Annotated in this window: 24 protein-coding genes; 6 read left to right on the forward strand and 18 right to left on the reverse strand. The window is 54.9% G+C overall.

Features of this window, described 5'->3' with window-relative positions; all coding sequences use genetic code 11:
- Window positions 1-69: 69 nt before the first annotated feature.
- On the reverse strand, window positions 70-1,536 hold the full coding sequence (locus GCU45_RS04315; RefSeq protein ID WP_152398198.1) for a sulfatase family protein: 1,467 nt from the start codon (window positions 1,534-1,536) through the stop codon (window positions 70-72).
- Between the two features lie 211 nt (window positions 1,537-1,747).
- Between GCU45_RS04315 and GCU45_RS04320 the strand changes: the two genes are divergently transcribed.
- The 4 genes from GCU45_RS04320 to GCU45_RS04335 all read left to right on the forward strand — a co-directional run bounded on the left by GCU45_RS04320 (window position 1,748) and on the right by GCU45_RS04335 (window position 4,975).
- A complete protein-coding gene (locus GCU45_RS04320) occupies window positions 1,748-2,560 on the forward strand; it encodes a helix-turn-helix domain-containing protein (protein ID WP_152398199.1) in 813 nt (270 codons plus the stop codon).
- A gap of 118 nt (window positions 2,561-2,678) precedes the next feature.
- A complete protein-coding gene (locus GCU45_RS04325) occupies window positions 2,679-3,749 on the forward strand; it encodes a YeeE/YedE family protein (protein WP_145947712.1) in 1,071 nt (356 codons plus the stop codon).
- 60 nt (window positions 3,750-3,809) lie between these two features.
- Complete coding sequence (locus GCU45_RS04330; protein ID WP_145158678.1) at window positions 3,810-4,037, forward strand: sulfurtransferase TusA family protein; 228 nt, start codon at window positions 3,810-3,812, stop codon at window positions 4,035-4,037.
- Between the two features lie 185 nt (window positions 4,038-4,222).
- Complete coding sequence (locus GCU45_RS04335) at window positions 4,223-4,975, forward strand: hypothetical protein (protein WP_152398200.1); 753 nt, start codon at window positions 4,223-4,225, stop codon at window positions 4,973-4,975.
- A gap of 65 nt (window positions 4,976-5,040) precedes the next feature.
- Here the strand turns inward: GCU45_RS04335 and GCU45_RS04340 are convergent, their stop codons facing one another.
- The 3 genes from GCU45_RS04340 to GCU45_RS04350 are packed head-to-tail and all read right to left on the reverse strand — an operon-like array spanning window position 5,041 to window position 9,341.
- Window positions 5,041-6,054, reverse strand: coding sequence for a phosphotransferase (locus GCU45_RS04340; protein ID WP_152398201.1), 1,014 nt, complete (start codon window positions 6,052-6,054; stop codon window positions 5,041-5,043).
- 2 nt (window positions 6,055-6,056) lie between these two features.
- Window positions 6,057-7,055 (reverse strand): SMI1/KNR4 family protein, encoded by a 999-nt coding sequence (locus GCU45_RS34475; protein WP_341874539.1) that lies wholly within the window; start codon window positions 7,053-7,055, stop codon window positions 6,057-6,059.
- A 39-nt stretch (window positions 7,056-7,094) separates the two neighbouring features.
- On the reverse strand, window positions 7,095-9,341 hold the full coding sequence (locus tag GCU45_RS04350) for a hypothetical protein (RefSeq protein ID WP_152398202.1): 2,247 nt from the start codon (window positions 9,339-9,341) through the stop codon (window positions 7,095-7,097).
- A 294-nt stretch (window positions 9,342-9,635) separates the two neighbouring features.
- On the opposite strand from GCU45_RS04350, the gene GCU45_RS04355 reads away from it, so the two are divergent.
- A complete protein-coding gene (locus GCU45_RS04355) occupies window positions 9,636-9,839 on the forward strand; it encodes a hypothetical protein (protein WP_076171102.1) in 204 nt (67 codons plus the stop codon).
- A 113-nt stretch (window positions 9,840-9,952) separates the two neighbouring features.
- Here GCU45_RS04355 and GCU45_RS04360 read toward each other — a convergent pair whose 3' ends face one another.
- Window positions 9,953-10,486, reverse strand: a complete 534-nt coding sequence (locus GCU45_RS04360; RefSeq protein WP_152398203.1) for a pyrophosphohydrolase domain-containing protein — start codon at window positions 10,484-10,486, stop codon at window positions 9,953-9,955.
- 156 nt (window positions 10,487-10,642) lie between these two features.
- On the opposite strand from GCU45_RS04360, the gene GCU45_RS04365 reads away from it, so the two are divergent.
- On the forward strand, window positions 10,643-11,257 hold the full coding sequence (locus GCU45_RS04365; RefSeq protein WP_152398204.1) for a DUF1796 family putative cysteine peptidase: 615 nt from the start codon (window positions 10,643-10,645) through the stop codon (window positions 11,255-11,257).
- Window positions 11,258-11,274: 17 nt separating this feature from the next.
- Here the strand turns inward: GCU45_RS04365 and GCU45_RS04370 are convergent, their stop codons facing one another.
- From GCU45_RS04370 to GCU45_RS04430, 13 genes are all read right to left on the reverse strand, one after another.
- Window positions 11,275-11,790, reverse strand: a complete 516-nt coding sequence (locus GCU45_RS04370; RefSeq protein WP_152398205.1) for a DinB family protein — start codon at window positions 11,788-11,790, stop codon at window positions 11,275-11,277.
- Between the two features lie 328 nt (window positions 11,791-12,118).
- Window positions 12,119-13,039, reverse strand: coding sequence for an N-acetylglucosamine kinase (locus tag GCU45_RS04375; RefSeq protein WP_152398206.1), 921 nt, complete (start codon window positions 13,037-13,039; stop codon window positions 12,119-12,121).
- Between the two features lie 22 nt (window positions 13,040-13,061).
- Entirely contained in the window at window positions 13,062-14,201 is a 1,140-nt protein-coding gene (locus GCU45_RS04380) for an exo-beta-N-acetylmuramidase NamZ family protein (protein WP_152398207.1), read from the reverse strand.
- Between the two features lie 100 nt (window positions 14,202-14,301).
- Window positions 14,302-15,006 carry a PIG-L deacetylase family protein gene (locus GCU45_RS04385; protein WP_076171086.1) on the reverse strand — a complete coding sequence of 235 codons (705 nt, stop codon included), beginning with the start codon at window positions 15,004-15,006 and terminating at the stop codon, window positions 14,302-14,304.
- Window positions 15,007-15,010: 4 nt separating this feature from the next.
- Window positions 15,011-15,979, reverse strand: a complete 969-nt coding sequence (locus tag GCU45_RS04390; protein WP_152398208.1) for a GNAT family N-acetyltransferase — start codon at window positions 15,977-15,979, stop codon at window positions 15,011-15,013.
- Window positions 15,980-16,003: 24 nt separating this feature from the next.
- Entirely contained in the window at window positions 16,004-17,206 is a 1,203-nt protein-coding gene (locus tag GCU45_RS04395; protein WP_152398209.1) for an anhydro-N-acetylmuramic acid kinase, read from the reverse strand.
- 1 nt (window position 17,207) lies between these two features.
- Entirely contained in the window at window positions 17,208-18,068 is an 861-nt protein-coding gene (locus GCU45_RS04400) for a carbohydrate ABC transporter permease (protein ID WP_076171078.1), read from the reverse strand.
- 132 nt (window positions 18,069-18,200) lie between these two features.
- Window positions 18,201-19,103 (reverse strand): carbohydrate ABC transporter permease, encoded by a 903-nt coding sequence (locus GCU45_RS04405; protein WP_076171075.1) that lies wholly within the window; start codon window positions 19,101-19,103, stop codon window positions 18,201-18,203.
- Window positions 19,104-19,193: 90 nt separating this feature from the next.
- Window positions 19,194-20,615: an ABC transporter substrate-binding protein gene (locus GCU45_RS04410; RefSeq protein WP_076171073.1), complete on the reverse strand. Its 1,422-nt coding sequence runs from the start codon at window positions 20,613-20,615 to the stop codon at window positions 19,194-19,196.
- Between the two features lie 34 nt (window positions 20,616-20,649).
- Window positions 20,650-21,564 (reverse strand): N-acetylmuramic acid 6-phosphate etherase, encoded by a 915-nt coding sequence (gene murQ, locus GCU45_RS04415; RefSeq protein ID WP_105442182.1) that lies wholly within the window; start codon window positions 21,562-21,564, stop codon window positions 20,650-20,652.
- Between the two features lie 756 nt (window positions 21,565-22,320).
- Window positions 22,321-23,490, reverse strand: a complete 1,170-nt coding sequence (locus GCU45_RS04420) for a sn-glycerol-1-phosphate dehydrogenase (protein WP_152398210.1) — start codon at window positions 23,488-23,490, stop codon at window positions 22,321-22,323.
- Window positions 23,487-24,293, reverse strand: a complete 807-nt coding sequence (locus tag GCU45_RS04425) for an HAD-IIA family hydrolase (RefSeq protein WP_152398211.1) — start codon at window positions 24,291-24,293, stop codon at window positions 23,487-23,489. Before GCU45_RS04425 ends, GCU45_RS04420 begins: the two co-directional genes overlap by 4 nt.
- Window positions 24,294-24,438: 145 nt before the next feature.
- The gene (locus GCU45_RS04430; protein ID WP_089547963.1) at window positions 24,439-25,209 is read right to left on the reverse strand and encodes a DeoR/GlpR family DNA-binding transcription regulator; all 771 of its coding nucleotides are present in this window, start codon (window positions 25,207-25,209) and stop codon (window positions 24,439-24,441) included.
- Between the last annotated feature and the right edge of the window lie 179 nt (window positions 25,210-25,388).

A 25,388-nucleotide genomic window follows, 5' to 3' on the forward strand; every position in this document is an offset into this window, starting at 1 on the left:
CCGATAGGCAATAAAGAAAGGGGCTATCGCCAATCGATAGCCCCTTGTCTTATTCCCGCCGCATACCGCTTATTTCTGTGCAAACTCCTGCGGATGGCGGCGCTTCAGCTCATCCACGGCATGCCCTCTCCCGGTCTGTTCCAGCCGCTCGATGTACATCGGCAGATGCCCTTTCGCATGATACGGCCCGCCTTCCTGAATGACCGTCCATAGCGGATCGACGTCAAACTTCATCGTCATCATCATCTCGTCATGCCACTCGTTCAGCAAGTAGACCGCTTCCTTGCACAGGTCTCTCCGTTCCTGAGCCAGGTTGTTCTGCTCCTGGGCATCCTCGGTAATATTGAACAGCATCTCCTTGTCAAAAAGATGATATCCGTCATGGTACGTTCGGGTATACAGCCAGTCCCCAAACCGTACGCTGCGCTGGCATACGTGGGCGCACTGCGAGACGACGAGGTACTCCCTTCCGCCGACCTCGCCGCTGCGGAGCGTACCGGCGTAGCTGCGGCCGTCCCAGCTTGGCGCAGGTTGAACGCCCAGCAGTTCCGCGACGGTCGGCACCAGATCGAGATGATAGTGCAGGGAATCATCGGAAATCCCCTTCTGCATCCCGGGCCACCGGATGATCATCGGGATCCGGCAGGTGCCCTGGTCGGCGGTGCCGTGCTCGCCGTAAATGCCGAGCTCGCCCATGTTTTCGCCATGGTCGGCGGTGATGATGATCACCAGGTCGTCCATGACCCCCTTCTCCGTCAAACGATCGAAAATCATCCCGATGTTGTCATCCATATGCCGGATGCCGCAGTCATACCCATCGATCATCCTCCGCAAATCGTCCATGTTCTGAATGTCGCCGGGATGGCGGGGAAACTGAGGCGACGCGCTGCTGTTATACATATTGATTTCGTTCGCGCCGTGCGGGCCAACCTTTTGCTTGTGGCGCTCCAGCACTTCTTCCGTGATCCACTCCGGAAGCGGTTCGTCCTGAAACGGATTGCCGAACGATGCCGGCGCCCGGTAAGGGGTGTGCGGATCCCAATAGTTCACGTACAGCAGCCAGTCTTCCTGGTCTGCGTTCCGCTCGATCCAGTCCAGCACAACGGGGGTGACCTCCTCGGCCGACTCCATACCGCCCTTGCCCGTATTGTAAATTTCGTTGAATCCTGCATAGAAGGTCCATGCGGAATGCCGCTCCCCAAATGGGCTGACTAGGGCCGTCCGCATGCCCGCGCGGCGGAAGACCGCCGGGAAGCTCTCTGACGCGAGCTTGTCGTGGAAATCGCGGTCAGCTCCTTCGTACCGGACGTCCGCCGCGGTCCCGCCGTGTCCTACGACGCCGTTATGTATGCCGAAACGGCCCGTCATCAATGCCGTACGCGACGGGAAGCACGGGGCGTCCGACGTATAGTAGTTGTCAAAGCGTACGCCTTCGGCCGCGACCCGGTCGATATGCGGCGACGTATTGCGGTGGTAGCCATAACAGCCAAGGTGATCTGGTCTCGTTGAATCCAAATCCAGCAGTAACACTCTCATCGTTCATCCGTCCTCTCCGGATAATATGAAATGCCTTTGCAGCTGAATTATAGGCGTGACGCTCCATATGCGTCCATGTACATTTCATTGATCCGATGTACATTTCTATTGCAATTTATAAGATTAATGCCGATTGCAACGAAGCATAATTTACGAGAAGTCTGCATTATGATAGGGTTTTATTAAGTTTTGGAATAAAGAGGTGCAGCGCATGCTTCAAATCATGAGTGTAAATTTCGATAATGAAATCCCCCAATGGAGGACCAACCTTGAGACGATTCCGTACAACGTTCTGGTCGTCGTCCGGCAGGGCCAGGTCCGGTACGAGATTAATGGCAGTGTTGTGATCGCTGAAGCGGAGGACGTGCTCTTTATCCCCCGCGGAGCCCGCCGTTCAGGAGAGAACAAGGACGGCATTCCCCACCAAAAGCATACCGTTTTATTTACATGCGAGCCCGTGGCTGAGACGGGAATTCCGTTCGTGGATCAAGGACAATTCATCAAGTTCAGGCTCTCCCCAAGCCAGTACGCCTATCACCGTTGCGACAGGCTGTACGAAGAGATGCGGGGCGGGAAAAACTACCGTTCCATCATCTGTCTTGGTATATTGCAGGAGCTCCTTGGCATGATTGCCCGGGAACTCGAACAGCCCGCACTGACACCGAGCAAGCTGAAATATGCCGAAGCGGTCAAAGCCTATCTGCTGGAGCATTACCGAGAGCAGATCGAGATTGCCCGGCTGGCCGCTTTGATCGGCCGCTCGCCCAATTACGTAACCGCCGTCTTCAAAGAAGTGTATGGCCGGTCCCCGATCCGCTATATGCATGAGCTGCGCATGCAGGAGGCTTGCAGCCTGCTGCTGGGCTCAAATATGACGGTCGCGGGCATATCGCAGTACCTCGGTTACTACGATACTTCGTATTTCCACCGGGTGTTCAAAAAATACTGCGGCCTCTCCCCTACCGAATACGTTACACAGTCGCAGCGGTCAGGCATGCCTCCGCTCATCAACACGATCACATGATATGTCAGCTTCATTGGAACATTTCTCCATTGACTTCTCCTGCCCGTTTGTTAGAATCATAAATACCGATAAAACAAAGTGAATTACTCGTATATAGGAAAAGGAGGAGAATGACGTCATGTTGATGTTAACAGGCCTGCTGTGCGGCGCCCTGCTCGGCTTCGTCATGCAGCGTGGACGCTTCTGCCTGACAGGCGGATTCAGGGACATGTATCTGACCAAGGACAACCGCATGTTTTATGCCCTGCTGATCGCCATTTCGATTCAGAGCATCGGCGTGTTTGCGCTGATCCAGCTTGGACTCATCGAATTCAGCGCCGGCACGTTCCCTTGGGTGGCCACCGTGGTCGGCTCGTTTATATTTGGGATTGGTATTATTTTAGCCGGGGGATGTGCGACTGGAACCTGGTACCGGGCCGGTGAAGGACTGATCGGCAGCTGGATCGCACTGTTCGGTTATATGGCGATGAGCGCCACGATGAAATCGGGTGCCTTGGCGCCGCTCAATAACGGAATTAAGAAAGTAGAAGCTCCGGCCAACTCCATTCCGGACACCTTCGGCATTTCGGTTTGGCCGTTTATCGCCCTTTTAGCTATCATTACGATCGTGATGGTCATCCGGACACTGCGCAAACCGAAGGTGGCCATTCCAGCGATGAAGCCGAAGCGTTCCGGACTCAGCCATCTGCTGTTCGAAAAACGCTGGCATCCGTTCTTTACCGCCATTCTTGTCGGCCTGATCGCCCTGCTGGCCTGGCCGCTGAGCGAGGCGACCGGACGCATGTCGGGTCTTGGGATCACGACGCCTTCCGCTAACATTTTGCAGTACTTGGTTACAGGAGACAGCGATAAGTATGTGAACTGGGGCATGTTCCTGGTGCTGGGCATCCTTGTCGGATCCTTCATCGCCGCCAAAGGCAGCCGGGAATTCCGTTTCCGTGCCCCGGATGCAAAGACGGCGGTTTCGAGCTTTGCCGGCGGCATCCTGATGGGCTTCGGCGCCAGCTGGGCAGGGGGCTGCTCGATCGGTAACGGTCTCGTCATGACCGCCATGATGACATGGCAGGGCTGGGTATCCCTCGTGTTTATGATTTTGGGCACATGGACGGCTTCTTATTTCGTGTACGTCCGCCCTCGCACCAAAGCCAAGCTGAAGCAGTCCGCTTCGCTGCAAACCACGACAACCTAATTAGGAGCCCTAATTAGGAGCTTTACGTTAAACTAGTCACATCTTAAGGAGGTTACTTCCATGAAACAACAAAAACTAGCCGTTCTGGGCATGGTCTGTCCGTTCCCGTTAATTGAAGCCAAGCAGGCGATCGAAGAGCTGAACAGCGGCGACGAGCTGGTCATCGACTTCGACTGCACGCAGGCCACCGAAGCCATACCGCGCTGGGCTGCAGAAGCCGGCCACTCCGTCACGAATTTCGAACAGATCGACGATGCATCCTGGACGATTACGGTGCAAAAGAAATAATGTAACGCATAAGCAGGCGACCTTCCGTCATATTGGGGAGGCCGCCTTTTTGCATGTATCGGATTGTTGAACCGCAAAAATCGCAGCGACCACGCCCGGTGTTCTTTTTTTCAATAAATTGACCGTAGCAGGACTACCTTATATACTCTACTCATTGGAAGAAATAGGAATGCTAGGAGGACGCCATGGACGATTGCGCAAATGATGGAGATATGAATTTGGATACGGCCGTATCTGCCCTGAACAACGCCTATTCATTAGAAAATTGGACTCTTCTGATTCGGCGATCGGATCAGCTCTACAACGACGCGTATCAATCATTTATTCACAATAAACAGGCACAAAAACCGATGATTTATTATATAGGATATAGTCTGCTGATGAAGGGAATCGGCTATCAAAAAGACAAGCAATACGGGGAATCGCTGAAGTGCATTGAACAGTACAAAGATCTTGGCCGGTTTTTGGACGGAAGCGAACGCAGCCAGCGGATACTCGACCAATATGCTTTTTATGCTTATGCCAATTCGCTGTCTGTACACCTTCTGTCGGGAAATCTTACAAAACTCGAGGAGTACGCCCAATTTCTAAATCAGCATCCATCCGAAACGTTATCCGGATTGCTGACCCTTTTAGAATGTGCCCTTTCCCAGGATCTTAACGTCGATGAGTATATCGCGCCTTTGACGGAGCGCTTTGATGCTTATCAGCATGACGATATGCGTCCGGAAGAGCAGACCATCTACCTGTCGATTCTCATGATGCTCTCCCGTTACTGCAGAAACAGGAAGAGGTTTGAAGAAGCACAGAAATACACGCAACAATTTTTATCCCTATCGTTCGATAGAAGCCCTGGTCGACAAGCATCAACGTCTGCTGCTCCGCATGATATAGGAAACGATCCTTACAATCATCGCAAAATGGCAAATGGTTCTTAAGTTAGGTAGGATATTTCTGAAAATAAAGGCGACCTTCCCGTTAACTGGGGAGATCGCCTTTGCTGTCATTCCTGGCACAGGTATCGTTCCAGCAGAGCTTCGACCGCTGTCCTGTTCCGTTCCAGCCGCGCGAGTTCGGCACCAATGGCCGGAATCTGCTCGCGCAGCACCTCGGGGCCGTCCGTACCTTCATCGTACCGGGTCATAAAATGCAGGAACACGTCCACGTTCCGCAGCTTCATCAGCACCGGGATCGCCCGGATTTCATCCGGGGCCAGTCGGACGCGGCTGCCGAAGCCGCGGCAAAACTGAACGGCCGCCTCCATGCCGGTATCGGGGTCGTCCCCCAGCAGCCCCGGAAGGATGACAGCGGGCTCCATCGCCCGTACGTCACGGGTGCAAAATTCAAAGTCGAGCAGCGCCGTGACCTGCTCAGGCTTGTCTGCATCCACCAGCAAATTGGAAGTATTCAGGTCCCCATGCACAAGCTGCTGCGGCAGGCGCTCCAGCCCTTCAAGTTCGCGGATGACCTCCCTGTGAGCTTCCCCGATCCTGCGAAGCGGGCCTTCCAATCCGCGGAAGGGCTCAGGCGGCGCGATGCAGAACTGCCCCACCCGCTCCGGGCTGCACCCCGGATACGAATGGGCCAGCTCATAGTATGGCCGGTAGGCGGGTGACGGAGCAACCACGAGCCGGCTGAGCGCATCGGAGAGGCTGCCCGCCGCCTCCCCGAAGGAATACGCGGCCCGAAAACCGGTGGATTCGGGACGGATGCCGTCAATGTATTTGAACAGGCAAGCATAACGCCCGCTCCCGTCATCCAGCTGGACGATCGTATCGCCCGTCAGGGCAGGTATGGGTACAGGGGTGCGGAAGTCCAGTTTGTCCCGGGCAAGCGATGCCAGCACGGCGTGCTCAAACCGGATTTTATCGATGTCCCGATGCGTTTCGTAAATTCGCAGGACGCCGCGCCCCTCCGCTCCTTCGATAAACCGGGTCGTATTGTTCCAGCCGCTTGCCCCCTGTGTAATCTCTCCTCTCCAGGAGGAATGATATTGGTTTAATATCGATGTCAGCATGATCAGTATTCGATTTCCTCCAATTGGGCCAGATTGCGGTTGGACTCACGCAGCAATGACGTGAACGAGTCGGCCGTGTAATACACGAAATCCGGATCATGGATGTAGCTGATGATCTGCCCGTACGTCCCCTCATCGCTCGGATCCAGGTCCAGCATCAGATACAGCGACCCTCCGGCCATGCTCGCGAACGGATACCACTGGCGGTGGAACAGGTAGGGCTTGAGTTCGCGATCCAGCTTGGCGATCTCCTCCGGTGAATAATATTTCTCCAGCAGTTCATCCCTCTCACAGAAATATCGCTTGACGTCCTCCATTTCGGCGAGGGACATAAGATAAAAAGGAGCCGCCTCTTCCGCGTCCTCACCCGGATACAGGATATGAAAGGCATAGCCGCTTCCGTCTTTTTGTTCATAAAAGGCGCGAAAATCCTCCGGCAGAAGGATGCCGAATTTCTTCTCAAACTCATCCAGACACGAAGGTGCCGCCCCGCCATGATCCCTATATTGATCGTACAGACCGAGGATTTCCTCGTCCTGGATTTTGCCGGGGAGCAGTGCTTCCAGCTCCTCCTTCAGGGGAAGAACCCGGCTGCGCACGTATTCCCGGTAACCGTGGAACGCTTCCTCCCCGCCGCCATTTTCCAGCAGGATCATGACGGCATAGGATATCAGGTTCAGCCACGTTTCCATCGTTTCGATCTGTGCCTTCGAAAGCAGGCCGTTCGAACGCAGCATGCCTTCCGGCTCCAAAGCCCAGGCCCGGGCCAAATGGTAGAGGCCCCACAGGCTGGATATCAGTTCCCGGTTCACCTGGTCCCGGCCCAGCTCGTCCGACAGCGCGCGCAGGGCGGCCATAACCTCATGCAAGTTCCCCTCGCGCAGCTCCCCACGGAAGGGCCTTAGGCTGCCCAGAAAGCCGTTTTCCATTTTACAATGCTCTATGCGGTCATGGGTAAAAGCATGGCATTTCAGCAGCAGCTGTGCATCTTCAATATTCATCGTCGTTCTCTCTCCTCTCCCAACACCGGCGATGTATACTTACGCAGAAGCGTACTGTACGATCACGGCTTCCCTCGTCTCTTCATCATAAGCGATCCAAAGGTCATCGCCGACTTCCACGCCGTATACCGGCTCGATGGACTGCTCGATTCGGTACGAAATTCCGTTTCTTGTAACGGTAATGCGGGCAAATGGCCGTTCGCCGACGGTGCCATCAAACTGTACTGCCGTCACGTTGGCGCTGCCCTGCTTACCCCGAAGGAGGCGAAGCTCTTGTTCATACTCCGTCTTGTTCAACGACACCGGGATGACCGCACCTACCGCAACTGGCAGGCGAACCGGCACGAACTGGCTGTTAACCTTGCGTGACCTTTGATCGCCATGGGAAAGCAGCAGCTCGAACAGGATCAGCTGTCTGTTCACGATCTCCACAGGAACATGCTCGATCCGGATCACTTCGCCTTCCAGCGTAAGCTGGTCCGCCCCTTTCGGGTCACGTGTTCTGTTGTAATTGTACAGCCTGGTGATGCCGCCGATCTGCATGAGATCCGCCTTATCCCCGGTCCGGTAGGCAAAGCCGTTTGCCTGCACTACCGGGATGGCATAGGTTTGTCCGCCGGTATCGAAATGAAGCAATAGCGCTTCACCGCGGCCTGCCTTGCCATAGCTGTCGATCCGCGTCAGGACGGCGTCCCGGATGACCTCGGGCGCGGTTTGCGGCAGATCGTCACCCGTCACGAATACTGCGCGATTTTTCTTGCGGTTGTAGCTGATCAGCACGGGATCGCCCACGCGCGGGGCATGAAGGTATGAAGCCACTTTCTTAATGCTCGTTTCCTTCATCATTCCTTCATCCTCGAAACGGATGTCAAAGCGGATCATCGGTTGTTCGTTTACGTAGGTCCCGGTCTCTTGCAGACGGGTTACCGTCCCCTGCACAATCGTTCCTTTGGCCGTAAACTTCTTCTGTCTGGCTGTCATGATCCGGATCAGCAGTCCGAGACCGCCAAACAGCACCAGCGGGATCAGCAGCCAAATCGCCCAGTTGATGACAAGCGCATTGCCGCGCTTCAGATAATGGGCGAAGCTTGTCCATGAGATCCGGTCGGCGCCTTCGGCAATCTGCCAGGGTTGCAGCGATTCACCGGTCATGCGGGTGAGAATGCCCCCTTTGACGTTCAGCCAGCCGGCCGACTTTTCTGCTTCGGTAAAGTACAGCGTCGCATCTCCGGTTTCCTTGTAAAAGGACAGCGTGCCGCTGCTTACATCTCCCGGTTCCAGGCTAGACAATGGCTGGGACAAGTCTATAAACGACCGGGTCTGCCGGTCGTAGAGATATCCGGTGACTTGGCCTTTCCGTTCGTCCTTTGCCGTCGAGCCGAAGATGAGCGTCTCGCGGTCGTTCAGCGGAAAGACGGCAGCCTGATATACCGGAGCAGGGGTCTTAACGACACTCCCCCAATCCCCCTTGACCGCATCGTAGGTCCGTACCTGCTTTGGTTCACCGGATTCGGTCCTCCACAGCCGGGCAGGATCCACACCGGCAAGTGCGGCAAACTGCTGCTCCGCTAGATCCTCTGCATCAAAGCCAGATCCTCCCTCCGGAATGATCCGCATGGCTGCTTTGTGCTGTGCATTCAATAGGCCGCTGACGTATGCGGTGCTGCCATCTTTCAGATCCAGTTCATAGAGGGGGACGGCGCGGCTGCCGTTAAAACTGCCCATGACTTCGGACATTAACGTCGGCCTTGCGGGCAGTCCCGTGTCTTCGTTGAGATATGCCGTTTGGAATAGTCCGTCCTTCACCTCGCCGACGACGAAGGTGTCATTTGCCGTTTCCCCTCCGACCAGCATGCGGCCATTCCAATGATGAACGGCCGATGTTAAAAAGCCGTCAAATTCCAGCGTACCTTTAACAAGCTCCTCCACATGGCCGCCGGGGCCAATGACGTTCAACTGCAGCCCCGAACTGTCATCCGTCGTAGCGATCACAAGATTTCCTTTCTGATAGGTGCCTACAAACTGATTATGTATGTTGGAGCGCAAATGGATCGTGGTTACTTCCTCATGCGTCGCCGCATCGTAAAGAATGGCATCCATACCGTCAGAGCCATCCGTCAGGCTGATGACCTTGCTTCCCCCATCCAGGTAAAACAAACCCTCCACCGTCTGCAGACGGTCCTCAACACGGGCTATGTCCTGCTTGTAATCGTTCCAAACCGCGAAGCTTAAAATGACCGTAGGCACAAAAAATACGAGATTCAGCAGGTTGATCCTTTTCTTCATCGATTCCTCCCCTTCATCCATTCCCTATGAATTTATCATAGACGCGGCCGCGAATGCCAGGTAATGACAATATTTTTACCTCCCTACCAGACAATTTCCGGCTTCTTTTGCAGCTGTCCGAAGCATTCTTCTTGTTATACGAATTGCGGAAAGAAAATGTTGATTTTTTTTGTCGATAACCCTTTACAGACTTTTACATTTTCTGATAATATTGTCGTAGACAAGCTAATCAGAGGTTTGCAGATTTGACTACACCGTTGTCTAAAAAAATTACCTATGGGAGTGAATTAAAAGATGAAAAAAACGATTCTCTCGACAGTAATCTTGCTTGGACTTCTTAGCGGACTCTTAGCGGCGGTGGCTTCGGCGGACGCAATCAAGCCGTTCAATCACGGTGCAAACTACGGCACACAGGATGCAATCAAGCCGTTTAATCACGGCGCTAATTACGACACGAAGGACGCAATCAAGCCGTTTAATCACGGCGCAAACTACTAAGTCTTACTTTCATAATTGGTGGTCATACTTAGATAAAGAGAAACGGCTCATGAACGGATATTCCATCCGCCATGAGCCGTTTTTCTTTTGGTTCCCTCTCATCCCCTGCAGCTTTACTTGAACCGCTTCGGACCGAGCTCGATCTGCCGGATGATCTCCGCCGCGATTTTCGGTTCCGGAGCGAAGTCCCGCTCCCAATGGTCCGGCTTGATCACTTTGCCCACTTCGTTATAATGCGGCTTTCCGTCCGGAAAGAGCTTGCCCATGTTGGCGTTATGGACATGCTCAAAAATCTTGTCCGGCTCCACGCCCGCTTCGACGAATCCGCCGTTGGCAAAGTAGAGAATGTCGGTGAACGCATCGATCTGGCCGATCAGCTTGTCCTCCGGATAGGCTTTTTGCTGCTGCTTGCGGTATGTATCCTGCGCCCGTTCCATCAGTTCGGCGAAAAATGCCTGGAACCTGTCGTCATTGCCGGCGGTGGCATGCAGCAGTTCAATCACTTCCTCCATAATAAAGGCGGCGCGGTTCATCGCCAGCTTGTCGTTCAAAGCCTGCGGCTCTTCCGGAGCGGGGCAGTCAAAGCCCAAATGAAACTCGCGGACCTGCTGAAATTGGGTTTTTCCCAACGTTTTGGATTCCGTCATGTTAATTTCTGTGGCTCCTTTATCGGTGTAATCTCTAGTATTATAGCAAATTTATCGGCACAGCATTTTGGTAGAAAATAGATTTGTGCCGTTTCCGATAAAGAACGCCGCGAATATCATAGGTTCAGTCCTGGTCATAGAAAGGGGGAATTGACCATGACCATGGTTAAGTCCTTCGATGCCATATTCAGTCTTGGCAGCAGCTGCCAGGTCGCCTCCCAGCTGCGGAGGAACGGGCTGCGCACGGCAGCAGGTCCTTTCGACTGGTTCAACTTCGCCTCAACCCCGGGCTTCTGCCAGGTGCTTGAATCGCGATTTGAACGGTTTATGCTGCTGCCGAATCTGGAGGTCTACAGCCATTCGGTCAACTGCCACTATGTACGGGATAAGGCCAGCACCTGCCTGTCCTTTCACGATTTTAAATACGATCCAAAGTTGCCCCCGCTCTTCGATTATCCTGAATTCCGCGACAGGCTGGAACGCCGGATCGGACGCTTCAACCGCTGCCTCTCATCCGTCCAAGACGTGCTGCTGATCCGGACGGTCAAGCATACCGAAGATGCCTTCCGCATATTCGAGACGATCGAGAACAGCTACACGAATCCACATCTCCGTTATTTATTTGTATTGCACAGCAGTGATCCGGATACGGACGAGATCGATTCGGGCCACCCGCGGATCCGCTTCGTTCGGATGCCCGCCGGAGCGACCTGGGAAGGGGATGCCGAAGCTTGGAAAAAGGTGCTTGCTCCCTATTCGATCCGCAGCTGACCCGGCATTCATCCTTTTTAAATTTCCCTGGGATGCTCTGGCAGCCGTTCTTCCAGCTCTGCTTGCTGCCGCAAATGGTGGCGGAAGTGCATGCCGATCAGCCGGTACCATTCCTGCGCATTCAGCCAGCCGAAGCCGCCGTGCCGGACTTTGCCGTCCGGATGAACCTCCTCCAATTTCGGCTCCCACTCCCTCATTCTTGCTATCACCTTCGCCAGCCCCTCGTCCAGTTCTGCGCCGCTTAGCGCGTTATTCGGACTGGCGGCCTGCGCTCCTTCCAGCTTGATCTTGACCGGCGGAAAGCCGCCGCGCCGGAACATGTCTTCTCCAGCCGGCGTTTTGCCCAGCGGCTGCTCCTCCGTACTCTCTGCACAAATTTGGACAAAGTCCATGTACTCCATGGCAACGGCGATCAGATGATCGTACATCTGGCCGATCGACCAGATCTCCGGTCCGGGAATGTACCGCAGCTGCCAGGCGGAATACTTTTGCAAAGCAAGGCGGTATCGTTCAATCCACTCGAAGTCATCCATATTTAATGCGCACCTCATTCCGATTTTCCTATGCATTATACGCCCCTCTGTGCCTACCTATTTCTTCCGTATTACTGAAATATCCTGCTTCTGCGGATTGTTCAGGTGTCCGTCGTGATGGTTCGTACTGGCATGGAGCCCGTACTGCAATGGAGCCCGGCCGGCATGACGATTCATATCCAAGCGACGGTATGAGAAATTTATCCTTATCTTAAGGCTTACAGCGAAAAAACCTCCTTTATCATGCCGGCATATGCCGCAAGGAAAGGAGGTTTTGCTATTGGCCGCCAGTTGGCGGTCGACTTCAGTTCACCGTTTGGTCATGCGGCTATTTTGCTTCCCGCAGACGATTCAGCGCCATCAGCACCGCGCCGTTGGCCGCGTCTTTTTTGGGCGTGATGCAGGTGATTTCCGGATAGCGTTCCTGCAGCCGCTCCAGAAAAGCGTCCCGGGTATACACGTTATTAAGCAGCACGCTTCCGGCCATGGCCAGTGCCCCTGTCTGCAGCGCCAGCTTCTCGGCAACAGGCCCTACCAGCTCGGCGAGCAAAGCCGCGCTGCGCTGCGCAATGCCCAGAGCAGCAGGGTCGCCGAGCTCGCATGCCTGAGTCAGCAGCGGCGCCAACGCGGCGATGTCCTTTTTGCTCCGGGCCGGATCGTACACGTAGCCGATGATGTCGCGTACCGATTTCAGGCCCAGCTTGCCGTAGACCAGGTCCGTAATGACCGTTTTCGGCAGCCGGCCGTCATGGGCCCGGACCAGAACGGACAGCAGATCCCGGCCGATCGCGTACCCGCTGCCCTCATCATCGATCAGGTGACCGCAACCTCCGGTGCGATGGGTCTCGCCGCGTTCGTTGCGGCCGTAACAGATCGACCCCGTGCCCGCGATCAGGATCATGCCGTACTCGCTTTCATGCGCGCCGCTCAATGCCGTTTCCTGATCGCCGGTAATCAGAAGGCCGCCCGCATAGCCGCTTTCCCTGACCCTGGCGGTCAGGCGGGCGCTCACGGCGGGATTGCTGACCCCCGCGGCACCGATGCACAGATAGGCGCAGCGTTCCAGCCCGCCGGCGGCCTCGCCGATCCGCCCCAGCATGTCGCGCAGGCTGGCTTCGATGCTGGCCTCGTCCTGCCCGTTGTAATTGATGCCGCCGGATTCGAAGGCGGCGATTACTTCGCCGCTCTCATCGGCGACGGCGACCGCCGTTTTCGTTCCGCCGCCATCCAGCCCGGCTACGTACCGCATCGTCATCCCTTCCTTCGTCTGTCTAATAGATATGATACTGCTGCTTCATGTCGGCAAACGAGCGAGCTTCCTCACGGAATTGTTCCAGCAAGGCCGACAGATCCAGCGGCTCGCTCCGGTACAGATCATCCCCGCCCAAAAGATCAATGAACGGCAGTTTGTTGCCCTTGTGCGGCGGCAAAAATTCGAATGCTTCATAGTTCCGCTTCAGCGTGTACATCAGCCGGATTCCCGTCTCGAGCGGCTGCAGCGTCCGCTGGTCGGTAATATGCAGCTGCACGCCGCCGCACTGCTCGCCCTCATGCTTGGAGAACGTCGGCTTGAAATAAACCGGCCGGAAAATGACGCCGGGCAGCTTCATGCCGTTCATCTCGTCCGCCAGCTTCTCCGCCTCAACAAACGGTGCGCCAACGATTTCAAAAGGCGCCGTCGTTCCCCGTCCTTCGGAAAGGTTCGTGCCCTCGAACAAACAGGTTCCCGGATAGAGGAGCGCGCTGTCAAAGCGTGGCAGCCCGAGCGACGGCATGACCCAGAGGTTTCCCGTTTCGGGAAACAGCATGTTCCGGTCCCAGCCGCCGCATGGAACGACATGCAGTTGGGCGTTCCAGCCCATTTGCTCGTTCGCCATCGACGCCACCTCGCCGGCTGTCAAGCCATAGCGGACGGCGAGCGGGTAATTGCCGACGAACGATTCAAAGCCGGGCTTCAGGACGTTGCCTTCCACCGTCACCCCGTCCAGCGGGTTGATCCGGTCGAGGACGATGAACTCTTTTCCCGCATTGGCGCAATCCTCCAGGGCGTACAGCATCGTATAAATGAACGTATAGTAGCGCACGCCCACATCCTGGATATCGTAAACGACGGCATCCACTTCGTCCAGCATTTCCGCGCTCAGCCGCTTGGAGTCCTTGCGGTACAAGCTATACACCGGCACGCCGGTAATCGGGTCCCGGTAGGTTTCAACCTGCGCCCCTGCTGCCTGATCCCCCCGAACCCCGTGTTCCGGCGAAAACAGCGCCGTCAGCTGGAACCGCTCATGCAGGATTTGAATGGTGGATTCAAATTTACGGTTTAAGCCCGTCGGTGAGGTAATCAGCCCGAGCCGCTTCCCTTGGAGCAGATGGGCATAATCTTCGATCCGGTCAATTCCGTTAGCGATCATTGTGACCTCCTGGTAGTGAAATTAGTGTACGCCCCTAAAAAAATGACTGTAACAGAGGTATCGTCACAGTCACAAGCGCGCATGAAATGCCTGGCTCCGCTTACAGTTCGCTTTGGCGCAGGCGCATCGTTTCCGCCGGAATCATAAACGTTTCCGCGTACTCCTTACGCGCCTCGATTCCGCGCACGCGTGCCAGATGCTTATAGTACTCGAGATATGGGAAGGACTTGCTGTTCGTGACGAACCAATGCTGCGATACCGCTTTCACCCACAGGTCAAAAGCCTCCTGTGAAAAGTCCACGTACACGTACGGCTTGTAATCCACCGCATCCTCCCAGTTTTCCGCATAGTAGAGCTTGGAAGCGAAAAACGCGGGCAGTTCCCGCTCAAAAGACGCCAGGCCGGCAAAAAAACGCGCATCGTTCACGATGTTATGCGTTGTCGCGTGGTCCTTGTGCATGCTGTTCTTCCAGTGGGTAATGATGATGTTCGGCTTCACGCGCCGGATTTCGTCGCATACTCTCAGACGCATGTCCTCGGTATCCTTCAGCTCGCCGTCGGGAATGTCGAACACGATGGACTCGCCCCCCAGCATGTCGGCAAACACCTTGGCCTCGTTCACCTTTTGCTGGCGGTACTCCGCCATATCCTGACCTGCGGGCACGCCGCGTTCCCCTGCCGTCAGTGCCAGCGTGACGATGCGGTCGCCCTTCAAGGAATGGCTGGCAAGCACGCCGCCCGCCGTCAGTTCTGCATCTCCAACATGGCCGCCAATCGCCATAATCGTCAATTTCTGTTCGCTCATCGCTTTAAAACTCCCTTCTCATGATCGAAAATGTCCGGACCGTCTTAAACCCTGCCTTCTCGTAAATCCGGATGGCCGGATTGGTGCTGCCGGTATACAGGGACATATAATCCGTCCCGATCTGCTGAAATGCTTCGCACAGCTTAAAAAAAAGGATGCTGCCGAGTCCGTGTCCCTCATGCTCGGGGTGAACGCCGATGCCGGCAAAATAGCCGCGCCCGCTCTCCTGGCGGATAACCGGACCGGCAAATCCGACCACCTTACCGTGGTGCGCCGCCACGACGACAGGCACCCCGTCCTCGGTCGATTGGGCGATTTCCTTCTGCCACAGCGGATTATCGAAGCCCTGCAGCATGTCCGTAACGCCGTGATGCTTGCCTTGGTCGTCAAACAGCTCCACCGTGTATCCCTCGGCATTGGCCTTCTCTTCTTTCCCACGAATCTCTTGCGGGATGGAGAACGAAGACAGATTCAGGTACATCGCGCATTCCTGCGCCCTCTCCACGTATCCCTGGCCCAGCAAAAACGAATGGAGCCTGCTGCCTGTCGGCACACCGGGCGCATTGTTATGCTCGTGGCGCGGCGTATCCGGTATGTACCAGGGCAGCATCATCGGATTGAAGAACAGTACGTCGGCCTGCTTTTTGCCCAGCGACTGAAAGCGCCCTTCCAGATGCTCCAGCATCATCTTGTAGTTGTCTTCCGTGCAGACTTCGTCGGCAAGCACGATGCAGGTGATGTACCCCGCATGATCTCCAAGCGGCAAATCGCTGCCGGTGCAGCCGCAGGCAAAGCCCTTCACTTCGCCTTCTTCCACGAGAACAAACGTGTTCTCCGGATCGAAATAGCGATTATCCGTAAATATGCCGCTGAAGCTTGCCTCCGTCATCTCTTTGTAGCCGTCCCGCACAGCTACCGTGTTCCACAAGCCAATGACAGCACCAGTGTATTGGTCACTCCATGTTACAACCATCTCGATATGAGTCCCTCCATCCCTTTAATAGCTGATTTTGCCCATGACGACAGGTCTGGAAGCGCCGGTCACATGCGGAAGGTTATTCGGCCGGTTGGTGATCGCGTAATCCGCCAGAACGGCAAACGCCACGGCTTCCTTCGCATCGCTGTTATGGCCGATGGCCTCCTGCGTCAGCACTTGAACGCCTGCCTTCGCCATCTCCTTGCGGGTCCATTCCATGAGCACCGGATTGTAGCTGCCTCCGCCGCCAACGATCATCGCATCGGCGGGATGGCCTGCCATCACATATCTGCGATAGGCGTCGCCGATCGACCAGGCGGTCAGCATCGTCACTGTGGCGACAATGTCTTCCGCCTTCATGCCAAGCGCTTCGGCATCATGCAGAAGCTTATCTATATAAGAGGAACCGAACAGCTCGCGGCCCGTCGATTTCGGCAGCGGCTGCGAATAGTAAGCCTCTTGCTGCAGCCGGCCAAGCAGACGCGGATCGGCGGTGCCCGACCGAGCGATCGCTCCTCCAATATCCATCGTTAATTGTCCCGGATACAGCCGCTCCACGACCCCGTCGATGATCATGTTACCCGGGCCTGTGTCGAAAGCATATACCTCACCGGGGCTGCATCCGGCCGGAATCACCGTCATGTTCCCGATGCCGCCGATGTTCTGCAGCAGCAATGTCCGGTGTTCCTCCCGGTACAGCAAATATTCGGTAAAGGGAACCAGCGGCGCTCCCTGACCGCCGACAGCCATGTCCGCCGGCCGGAAGTCCGACACGCAAGGAATCCCTGTTCTTGCCGCGATGACCGCACCTTCTCCGATCTGCACGGTGTAATGCACGTTACGGCCATGGTACGGCTCCATGCTTGGAGCATGGTAGATCGTCTGACCGTGTGAACCGATCACTGAAACGTCCTCGGCGGACAGCCCCGCCTTTCCAATCACGGACAAAGCCGCCTCGGCGTACAGTTCTCCCAAAAGCACATTCATCTTTCCAACTCGGTCAACGGTTGCGTTGCATGGATCGAATAAAGCAAAAATGTCTTCCCTGACACCCGCCGGGTAAGGCGAATTTTCAAAAGCGACCAGACGCACGCCTGGAGGCTCCTCCTGATTGCCGTTGATTTCAACGACTGCCGCATCGATGCCGTCCACCGACGTCCCGGACATCAGACCAACGGCATATCGGGGACGTCGGAGCTCCGCTTTTTCTCCCTTTGTCCCCATATCAGCCCTTCACGGCTCCCACCGTGACTCCTTCCAGGAAGTACTTTTGCAGGCTGAAGAAGAGGATGAACATCGGCAGCGCGGAAATGGTGGCACCCGCCATCATCGGCGCAAAATAGGTCGTATTCGCAAACCGGAAGTTTTTCAGACCGACCTGAATCGTCTGCATATCCATCGTGTTTGTCACGAGGAACGGCCAGAAGAACGTGTTCCAGCTGTCCATAAAGGTCAGGATGGCCATGACGGCCAGCACCGTTTTGGACAATGGCAGAATGATCCGGAAATAAATCTGGAACTGGTTGCAGCCTTCGATTTTGGCACATTCAAGGATTTCCCCAGGAATGCTGCCCATGAACTGTTTGGCCAAGAAAATGTTGTAGACCGTGACCAGGCCCGGCAAAATCAAGGCGCTGTAGGTGTTTTGAATATTGAAAATGTTGACGATCAAAATGTAAAGCGGAACCTGGGTCACCTGATAAGGGATCATCATGGCGATCAGCAGGATCGTAAACAGAACCGTTCTGCCCTTAAACTTGATTTTGGAAAACGCGTAACCCGCCAGGCTGGCGAAAAACACATTCGATACCATGACCGTCGTCGCCACGATCAGCGAGTTCAGCAGCCAGCGGTACGAATATTCGCTGTAATCAAAAAAGAATTTATAGGAGTCCAGCGTGAATTTGGTCGGAAACAGGGAATAGTTCGCTGCCCCCGCTTCGATCGGATCGCCAAAGGACGACATGATCATGAAATAAATGGGGAAAATCGTTGCTAATGCAAATAGGATCAAAATGATAATGATCACACCGTTTCTGGCGCGCTTTGCCGCCGGCTTTCCGGTATGTTCGCTGTAAAGTGCCATGTTCGGATCTTCCTCCTTACTTAAGAGATCAGAAAGTATAACTTCTTTCGCTTAAGCATCCTGATCTCGCAAGAAAAACTTCCGCGAAGCGCGGTCTGTCTTCTGTGAAATGACGCCTTAGCGACGTATTTCTTAATATTCCACGTCTTTGCCCATAAACTTGAACTGCACCAGCGAGATCAGCGCGATAATCGCTGCGAGCACGAGGGATTGGGCTGCCGCTTTGCCGAATTCGAAGTACTTGAAGGCGTTGTTAAAGATCAGGAGACCTACCATCGTCGTCGAGTTGTCTGGACCGCCGCCTGTCATGAGGTACGCATTCTGGAACACCTGGAAGGAACCGATAACCCCGGTAACCAGCAGGAACAGCGTCGTCGGCTTCAGGCTCGGAATGACGATGTACCACAGCTTCTGAAAAAAGTTGGCGCCATCCAAATCGGCGGCTTCATAATAGCTGGAATCGATGCCGAGCAGCGCGGCTAAATAAATGATAATGCTGGTGCCGTGGCTGGACAGCCAGGCCATCAGGACCAGCGAGAACATCGACGTGGCGCTGGAGCCAAGCCAGTTCTGGTTGCTGATGCCGAACAAGCTGATCAGCTTGTTGAAAATGCCTTCCGGCATCGGATCGAAGATCCACAGCCATACCACCGACAGCGCAACACCCGAAGCGACTGCAGGCAGGTAATAGACCGCCTTGAACGTCGTCTGCAGCTTTTTCTTCAGCGGCAGGATCAGAATCGCAATGGCGAAGGAGATGATTAACGATACGGGGACGGTTAGAATCGTGTACACGACCGTGTTGACCACCGATTTCCAAAACAAGGAATCCTTGAATGTGGCGATGTAGTTATCGAACCCCACATACTCTGAGCCGATCGGCTTGTATTTCTGGAAGCTGATAATAAACGCGCTCACGACCGGATAAGCGGTAAACATGGCGAAGACCACCAAAGCAACGGCGATAAAAGCATACGCCCAGGCTCCGTCTCCCCTAATTCTGCGTCTTTTGGCCGGTTTAGCTAGTTGAGCCATCTTTTGCGAAACTCCTTTCCTATCCCTTCTTACAGCCTATATATCGGATAGCCGCGTGACCCGCACACGGCTATCCGCTTGATTCAGGGATTAATCTTTCACTACTCCGTCTTCTCCGAACGCGGAAACCGCAGCGGATTTGACGGCATCGTACATCTCTTCCGGCTTGATCTCACCGGCAATGAGTGCCTGCAGCTTCGGAACGATCACTTCGTCCTCCAGCTTGATGGCTTTGGCTTCCAGCTCAGCCGGGATGTCCGGACGGGCCGGCGCCGCGTTCTTAAGCATCGTTTCAACGGCTGCCTTGTTGTCCGCGTCGCGTTCAACCGGCATGCTTTCCGCCGCTTTTCTGCCGCTTTCCGTAATTTGAGCGACGAACAGGTCGTTGTTCGTGGTTGCGGCTACTTTGCCGCTGGCCAGGAAGTACAGCGCCTTCACGACGTTTTGCTTATGGGCTTCGCTTGGTTCCTTTTTGCCGCGGAATGCGACGTAACCGTCAACCGCTACGCTGGAAACGGCTTTTTCGCCAAGGAAGGACGGAACCGGGAGAACCGTATAAGTCACTGGAATGCTGCCTTTGACCGCGCTGCCGTCGTTGGCTTTGATTTTCTCATTGTTCGTATTTGCGGATTTTTCGAAGGTTGCCATCCCTTTACCGGTGATCATCGTTTGGCCGGTCAGGAACATGTTCCAGCGTTTACCCGCGTCAATGGAGCTCAATTCCTTCGGCATGGAGCCGTCGTCAATCAATGCGCGGATATCCTTAAGTACTTCAAGATAGTTTTTGCTGGTGTACGCGTATTTCAAATCTTGCGTAAATGCGGAAGGCATGCCTGCATTTTTGATCAGAATGCCCAAGTAGTCTTTCGAAGTGACGCCGGCGGTAGCAAATACGAAGCCGTAACGGGACGTTTTGCCGCCTTCGGAAACGACGCCTTTCTTGATGGCTTCACGGAACTCATCGAAGGTCCATCCTTGCTGCTGTACCTTTTTCCAGTCGATGCCCGCCTTCTCGAGGAACTCGCGGTTACCGCCCAGCGCGTGGACTTCCATATAAGCCGGGAAGCCGTACAGGCCGTCGCCCTTCTTCATGTATTCCAGCGGTCCTTTGTCGTAATCGTTGATCATTTCCGGTGTGGCGATGTCCTTGATGTCAAGCGCCATGCCTTGGTCAACGTATTTGGAGATGCCGTCGGAACCGATAAACGCAATGTCCGGAGGGCTGCCGGCGTTCACCTGGGTATCAAGCTTCTGCGTCATGTCCTCCCAGCTGGCCGGTTCGATTTTCAGCGTCAGGTTCGGATATTTCTCCGTAAATTCCTTTTGAATGTCCGCGAAGGTGTCCTGGAAATTGCCCGATACCGGCGGCAGCAGCGCCGTAATGGTATCTTTCGCGTTCGGATCGGACGCTTCGGCCGATTTGGAATCGCCTTTGCCGCCGCAGGCCGTCAGTGTGGTCAGTGCCATGCTTACGGCAAATACGGATGCTAATACACGCATTCTTTTTTTCATGAACAACATGCCTCCTCAAGGATATCCTTTGGTATTAGACCACTTTCGAAAAATTGCGGATCGCCCTCTTCAGGCTTCCCTCGGCTTGATCCAGCGCTTGTTCCGCCGCCTGGGCGTCCAAGCCGGTTTTGATCATCATAATAGCCAGCTTGCAATTCATGGAAGCGCTTTCCAAATAGGAAAGTGCCGTCTTGTCATCAACCCCGGTTGCTGTCTTTATGATACGCACCGATCGGTCCCGCAGCTTGATATTGCTTGCTTTCAAGTCCACCATGAGATTGTTGTAGGTCTTGCCCAGCTTCACCATCGTACAGGTGGTCAGCATGTTCAGGACCATTTTCTGTGCAGTCCCCGCTTTTAATCTGGTTGATCCCATGATCACTTCCGGCCCTACGACAGGTGCTATGCATACATCGCAGACGTGCTCCACTTTGGAATTTTTGTTATTGACGACGCCGATCGTAGCGGCTCCGATTTCCCCTGCCTTCTTCAAGGCAGCGATGACGAATGTCGCGCTTCCGCTGGCGCTGATGCCGATAACCGCATCCTTGTCTGTCACGCCGCACCTTTCAATTAAAGCGACCCCCTCCTCAGCATTGTCTTCATAACCCTCAACAGCAGTTCTCAGTGCTCCGTCTCCTCCGGCAATATGTCCTTGTACCAGCAAGGGATCCACGCCGAACGTGGGAGGACATTCAGAAGCGTCCAGCACACCGAGCCTGCCGGAAGATCCAGCCCCAACGTAAAACATTCTTCCACCATTCTTCAGCACATGATGGAGTGTGTCCACCGCCCTTACAATTTGCGGTATCTCTGCAGCGACTGCAGCCGGAACCTTGGAATCCTGTTCATTCATCAGGCGAACCATCTCTTCGGTTGAACATTCATCTATACTCAATGTTTTATCGTTGATCCCTTCTGTCGTTAACCCCGCCAGATACTCATCCATAGCCATCCCCCTATCCGTGTTGACTTCTATTTCTTGATTTCATAATAACGATAAATTTCATTCCGGTCAACGGTTTTTGAAATAATATTTTATTTCGGAAGTAATAATATTCTTTTATGGTAATTGTAAAAAAGTGCAGGCTGCTCCTGTTTGGGGCTGCTCTGTTTGGCCGGGCTCTCTATCTTGTTTTGTGCTTCGCACAAAGCCAAAGACGTTCGCCCGTCCAAACATTCGCTGCTGTTGGGGGTGGCAATGCTGCTGTACAATCGCTTTGCTCTGTACAGAAAAACATAAGGCAGTGAGTATTAACTCACTGCCTACTCACTGCCTGGCAACACTACACTGCCTTATGTTCAGCAGTAAACACTACCTCGACCTTTCCTCATACCGAGTGAATACAACACATACGCTCCTTGGTCCGTGAAATATTATTTCACCGCAAAATAGGCCCTTTCTCTATGAGAAAGGAGCCTTTTCCATCTTAGATTAAGGGATTAATGCAAGCCTAGCGAATACATTTCGAGATATGGAATGAAATATACAGTCATCGGTACGCCCTTCTCGGCTTCCTTCCTTTACACAACTAAACAATCATCCCTCGCGCAGGCAGTTCCTCCCTGGCGAGGAGCTAACAAAAAACAACTCATTGTCCCACGCAAAAAAGCCGCCATACCGGCGGCCCTCGTTTAAGTATAGTCAATTATTCACGCATTTTTTTCACCAGAGCGTAATCGCTGCAACGTTTTCCAATCGAAATCACTTCCGCCTCTGATCGTTCACCGCCCGCAGCAGGGTATGGCGGTTCGGACGGATCTGGTCGGCCTCCGCGAGGCTTCGCTTAAGCAGCTCCGGATCGATGTCCAGCTCCTGAATGGAAGCGGGACCGCCAACCTTGCGCAGCCAGGCCCGCAGCGTATCAGGTGACGGCACCTTGGCCAGCTCCGCGCGGACGCGCTCCAACTGCTCCTCCGCAACCGGGAGGGAATTTTCCGCGTCCAGCCGGTGGTACAGCTGCGAAATTTCCGCACAGGCGACGCCTACCTTGGCGCCGTGCAGTACCGCCCTTCTGCCTTCACGCAAAAACGCCATTTCCCAATAATGGGACAAATGGTGCTCCGCTCCGGAAGCCGGGTGCGACTGGCCGAACAGCAGCATGGCAAAACCGGACTCGATCAAAGCTTGCGTCAGCACCCGGATTCCTTCCGGCGTGCGGTCCGCGATCGCGTCGATGTGATCCACACACTGCTGCAGCGCTTTGGTCGTCATCTCCGCCACAATTTCGGAATAAGGCTCCTCCGCCGTCAGACTCCCGAATGTCCAATCAAACAGCGACGTGCATTTGCCCAGCATGTCCCCGAAGCCGGCGGCGACCATCGTCCGCGGCGCAGCCGTCAAAATATCCAGGTCGGCGAAAATCGCCGCCGGGCCGATCGATTGAATCGTGATTTTCTCGCCGCGGATAATGAGCGGCGCTCCCTTGGAATTAAATCCGTCCACCGATGGGGCGGTCGGCACGGATACAAACGGGATACCTGCCGAGTATGCGGTAAATCTGGATACGTCGTGCAGCGTTCCTGATCCGAGCGCAATCACCGCATCCGCCTTAGTGGATTTCACGTCAAGCAGCAGCTGCACAATTGACCGCTCGTCGGCGATGACATCGCCCTGCTCATCAGGGGAAATGAACGTAACGCTTGCGTTAACCCCTGCTTCCGTAACGGATTCCATCAGCTGTTCGCCGGCGGCTGCAAAGGTATTCTTGTCAGCCGTGACGATGACGCGGCGGTAATCCTGGTCTTGTAAAAATGCGCCCGTCTTCCGGATCGCACCGCTTTCCAGCACAACCGGACAAATGTCGGCGAGTCGCTCATCCGCGTCGTCCATTCGGCCCGCCGCTTCCCTGATATCCTTCAACCAATCCGTCATTTGATTCCTTCCTTTCCCTTCAAGAGATGCTGAAGCTCGGCCAGCGACTCCCAGACCATGTCCGGGCCTTCTGCGGCCGTCTCCGCATCCCGCCTTGTTGCCGATCCGCTCAGCACCAGCGCGGTGCGGATGCCTGCCCGGCGGCCGAGCTGGATGTCCGAGCCCAGGCTGTCCCCGATCACCAAGCACTTCTGCGGCGGCAGTCCGAGCACCTGTAAAGCCGCTTCGGCCATCAATGCCGACGGCTTGCCGATGACCACTTCGACCTCTTGGCCCGCCGTGGCGACGATGGCGGCGATCATGCCGCCGACGTCGATGCACTCCCCGTCATCCCCGGGGAACGATTTATCGTCATTGGTCGCGATGATGCGGGCACCGTTCCGCACGGCCCGAAACGCCTGATTCAGCTCCGCATAAGTCAGTTCCTCGTGCAGCGTGATGACGAGCCAGTCGGCATTCTCGGGTCTCTCAGCCAGCCCGATGCCGGCCAGTACCAGTTCATCCCGCAGTCCGTCCGGCCCCAGCACCCACGCCTGACTTCCAGGGTGGTGCTGCTGAAGGTACCGGGCTGTTACCGTGGAAGTAAGCAGAATCTCTTCCGCAGGCACGTCGATACCCATGGAAAGCAGCTTCTGATGGCACATCGCCCGTGAAATGTTCCCCCGGTTGCTGAGGAAAACCATCCGTTTGCCCTGCGATCGGAGCAGCGCAATGCACTCCTTGGCCCCCGGAATAGCTTGCGCCCCCCGGTATACCGTCCCGTCCAAATCGATAATAAAACCGTCCACCGTCTCCAAACTCATTTTCAGATCCTCCCGCCGTGTTCTTATATGTTCATTCTCCCTGTGATTGTCTGCGTTTGTCAACGATTGTTTGCTTTTGTGAACGTTTTTAAATGGCAATATATGACGATTTAAATTCAGTCAGACACGATCACGGACCTCCGTATTATAAATAGGGAGCGATCAGCACTTCCGTCGTACCCAGCTGACGCAGAAACTCCGGGTCTGCCCCTTCATCGGTGATGAGGACGTCGATGTCCTCCATTTTGGCGGATGTGGCGATCGACCGCCGGCCCAGCTTGGTGTGGTCCACCAGCGCAACCGTTTTGCTCGAGCTTGCAATCATCAGCTTCTTCAGCTCCGCCTCGTACAGGCTGAAATCGGTCATGCCCTCCCTGACGCTCAGCCCCTCCGCAGAAGTAAAGAACAGGTCGGAATGAATCCCTTCCAAAATGCTTTTTCCCAGAACCCCCTCAATCGTTTTGGAGCCGGAACGGAGGATCCCGCCGATCAAAATGACATTGATGCGCGGATTCTGGTTCAGGATGGTGGCAGCCTCCAGTCCATTCGTCACGACGGTGAGATAATCATGCTCCACCAGCGCCTTCGCCAGCTCCAGCACGCTGGAGCTGGCATCCAGAATAATGCATTGGCCTCTGGTTACGAGTTCGGCAGCTTTTGTCCCGATCGCCCGCTTCTCCTCGTAGTTCAGCTCGCTGCGGCTCGGATACCTGGGCTCGGCCGGCACCGGTTTGGTCCTCGCCGGAACCGCTCCGCCGTGGGTACGCTCCAGGACGCCCTCTTCTTCCAGCATCCGCAAATCCGTCCGCAGCGTCCCCTCAGACACCTGCAGCTCGCGTGCCAGCTGCTTCACCACAATCTGCTTGTCGCGTTGAAGCGCCTCCAGTATTTTTTCTCTTCGCTGGGTTGCAAACATAGTAACCTCCAACCGTTTTCCTTCATTATAAATACAAATGATAAGATATAACAACATACGTCAATTCAAACAGAAGCATAAGACCATCAGGCCATCAGGCCGTCTGCATTCGATGCCCCTCCATGGTTCAACAGCTCGGAGGCCACATTCGACACAAACAGGCATAAAGGAAACAAAAA

Source organism: Paenibacillus cellulositrophicus (assembly GCF_009363095.1).
Lineage (GTDB): Bacteria > Bacillota > Bacilli > Paenibacillales > Paenibacillaceae > Paenibacillus_AQ > Paenibacillus_AQ favisporus.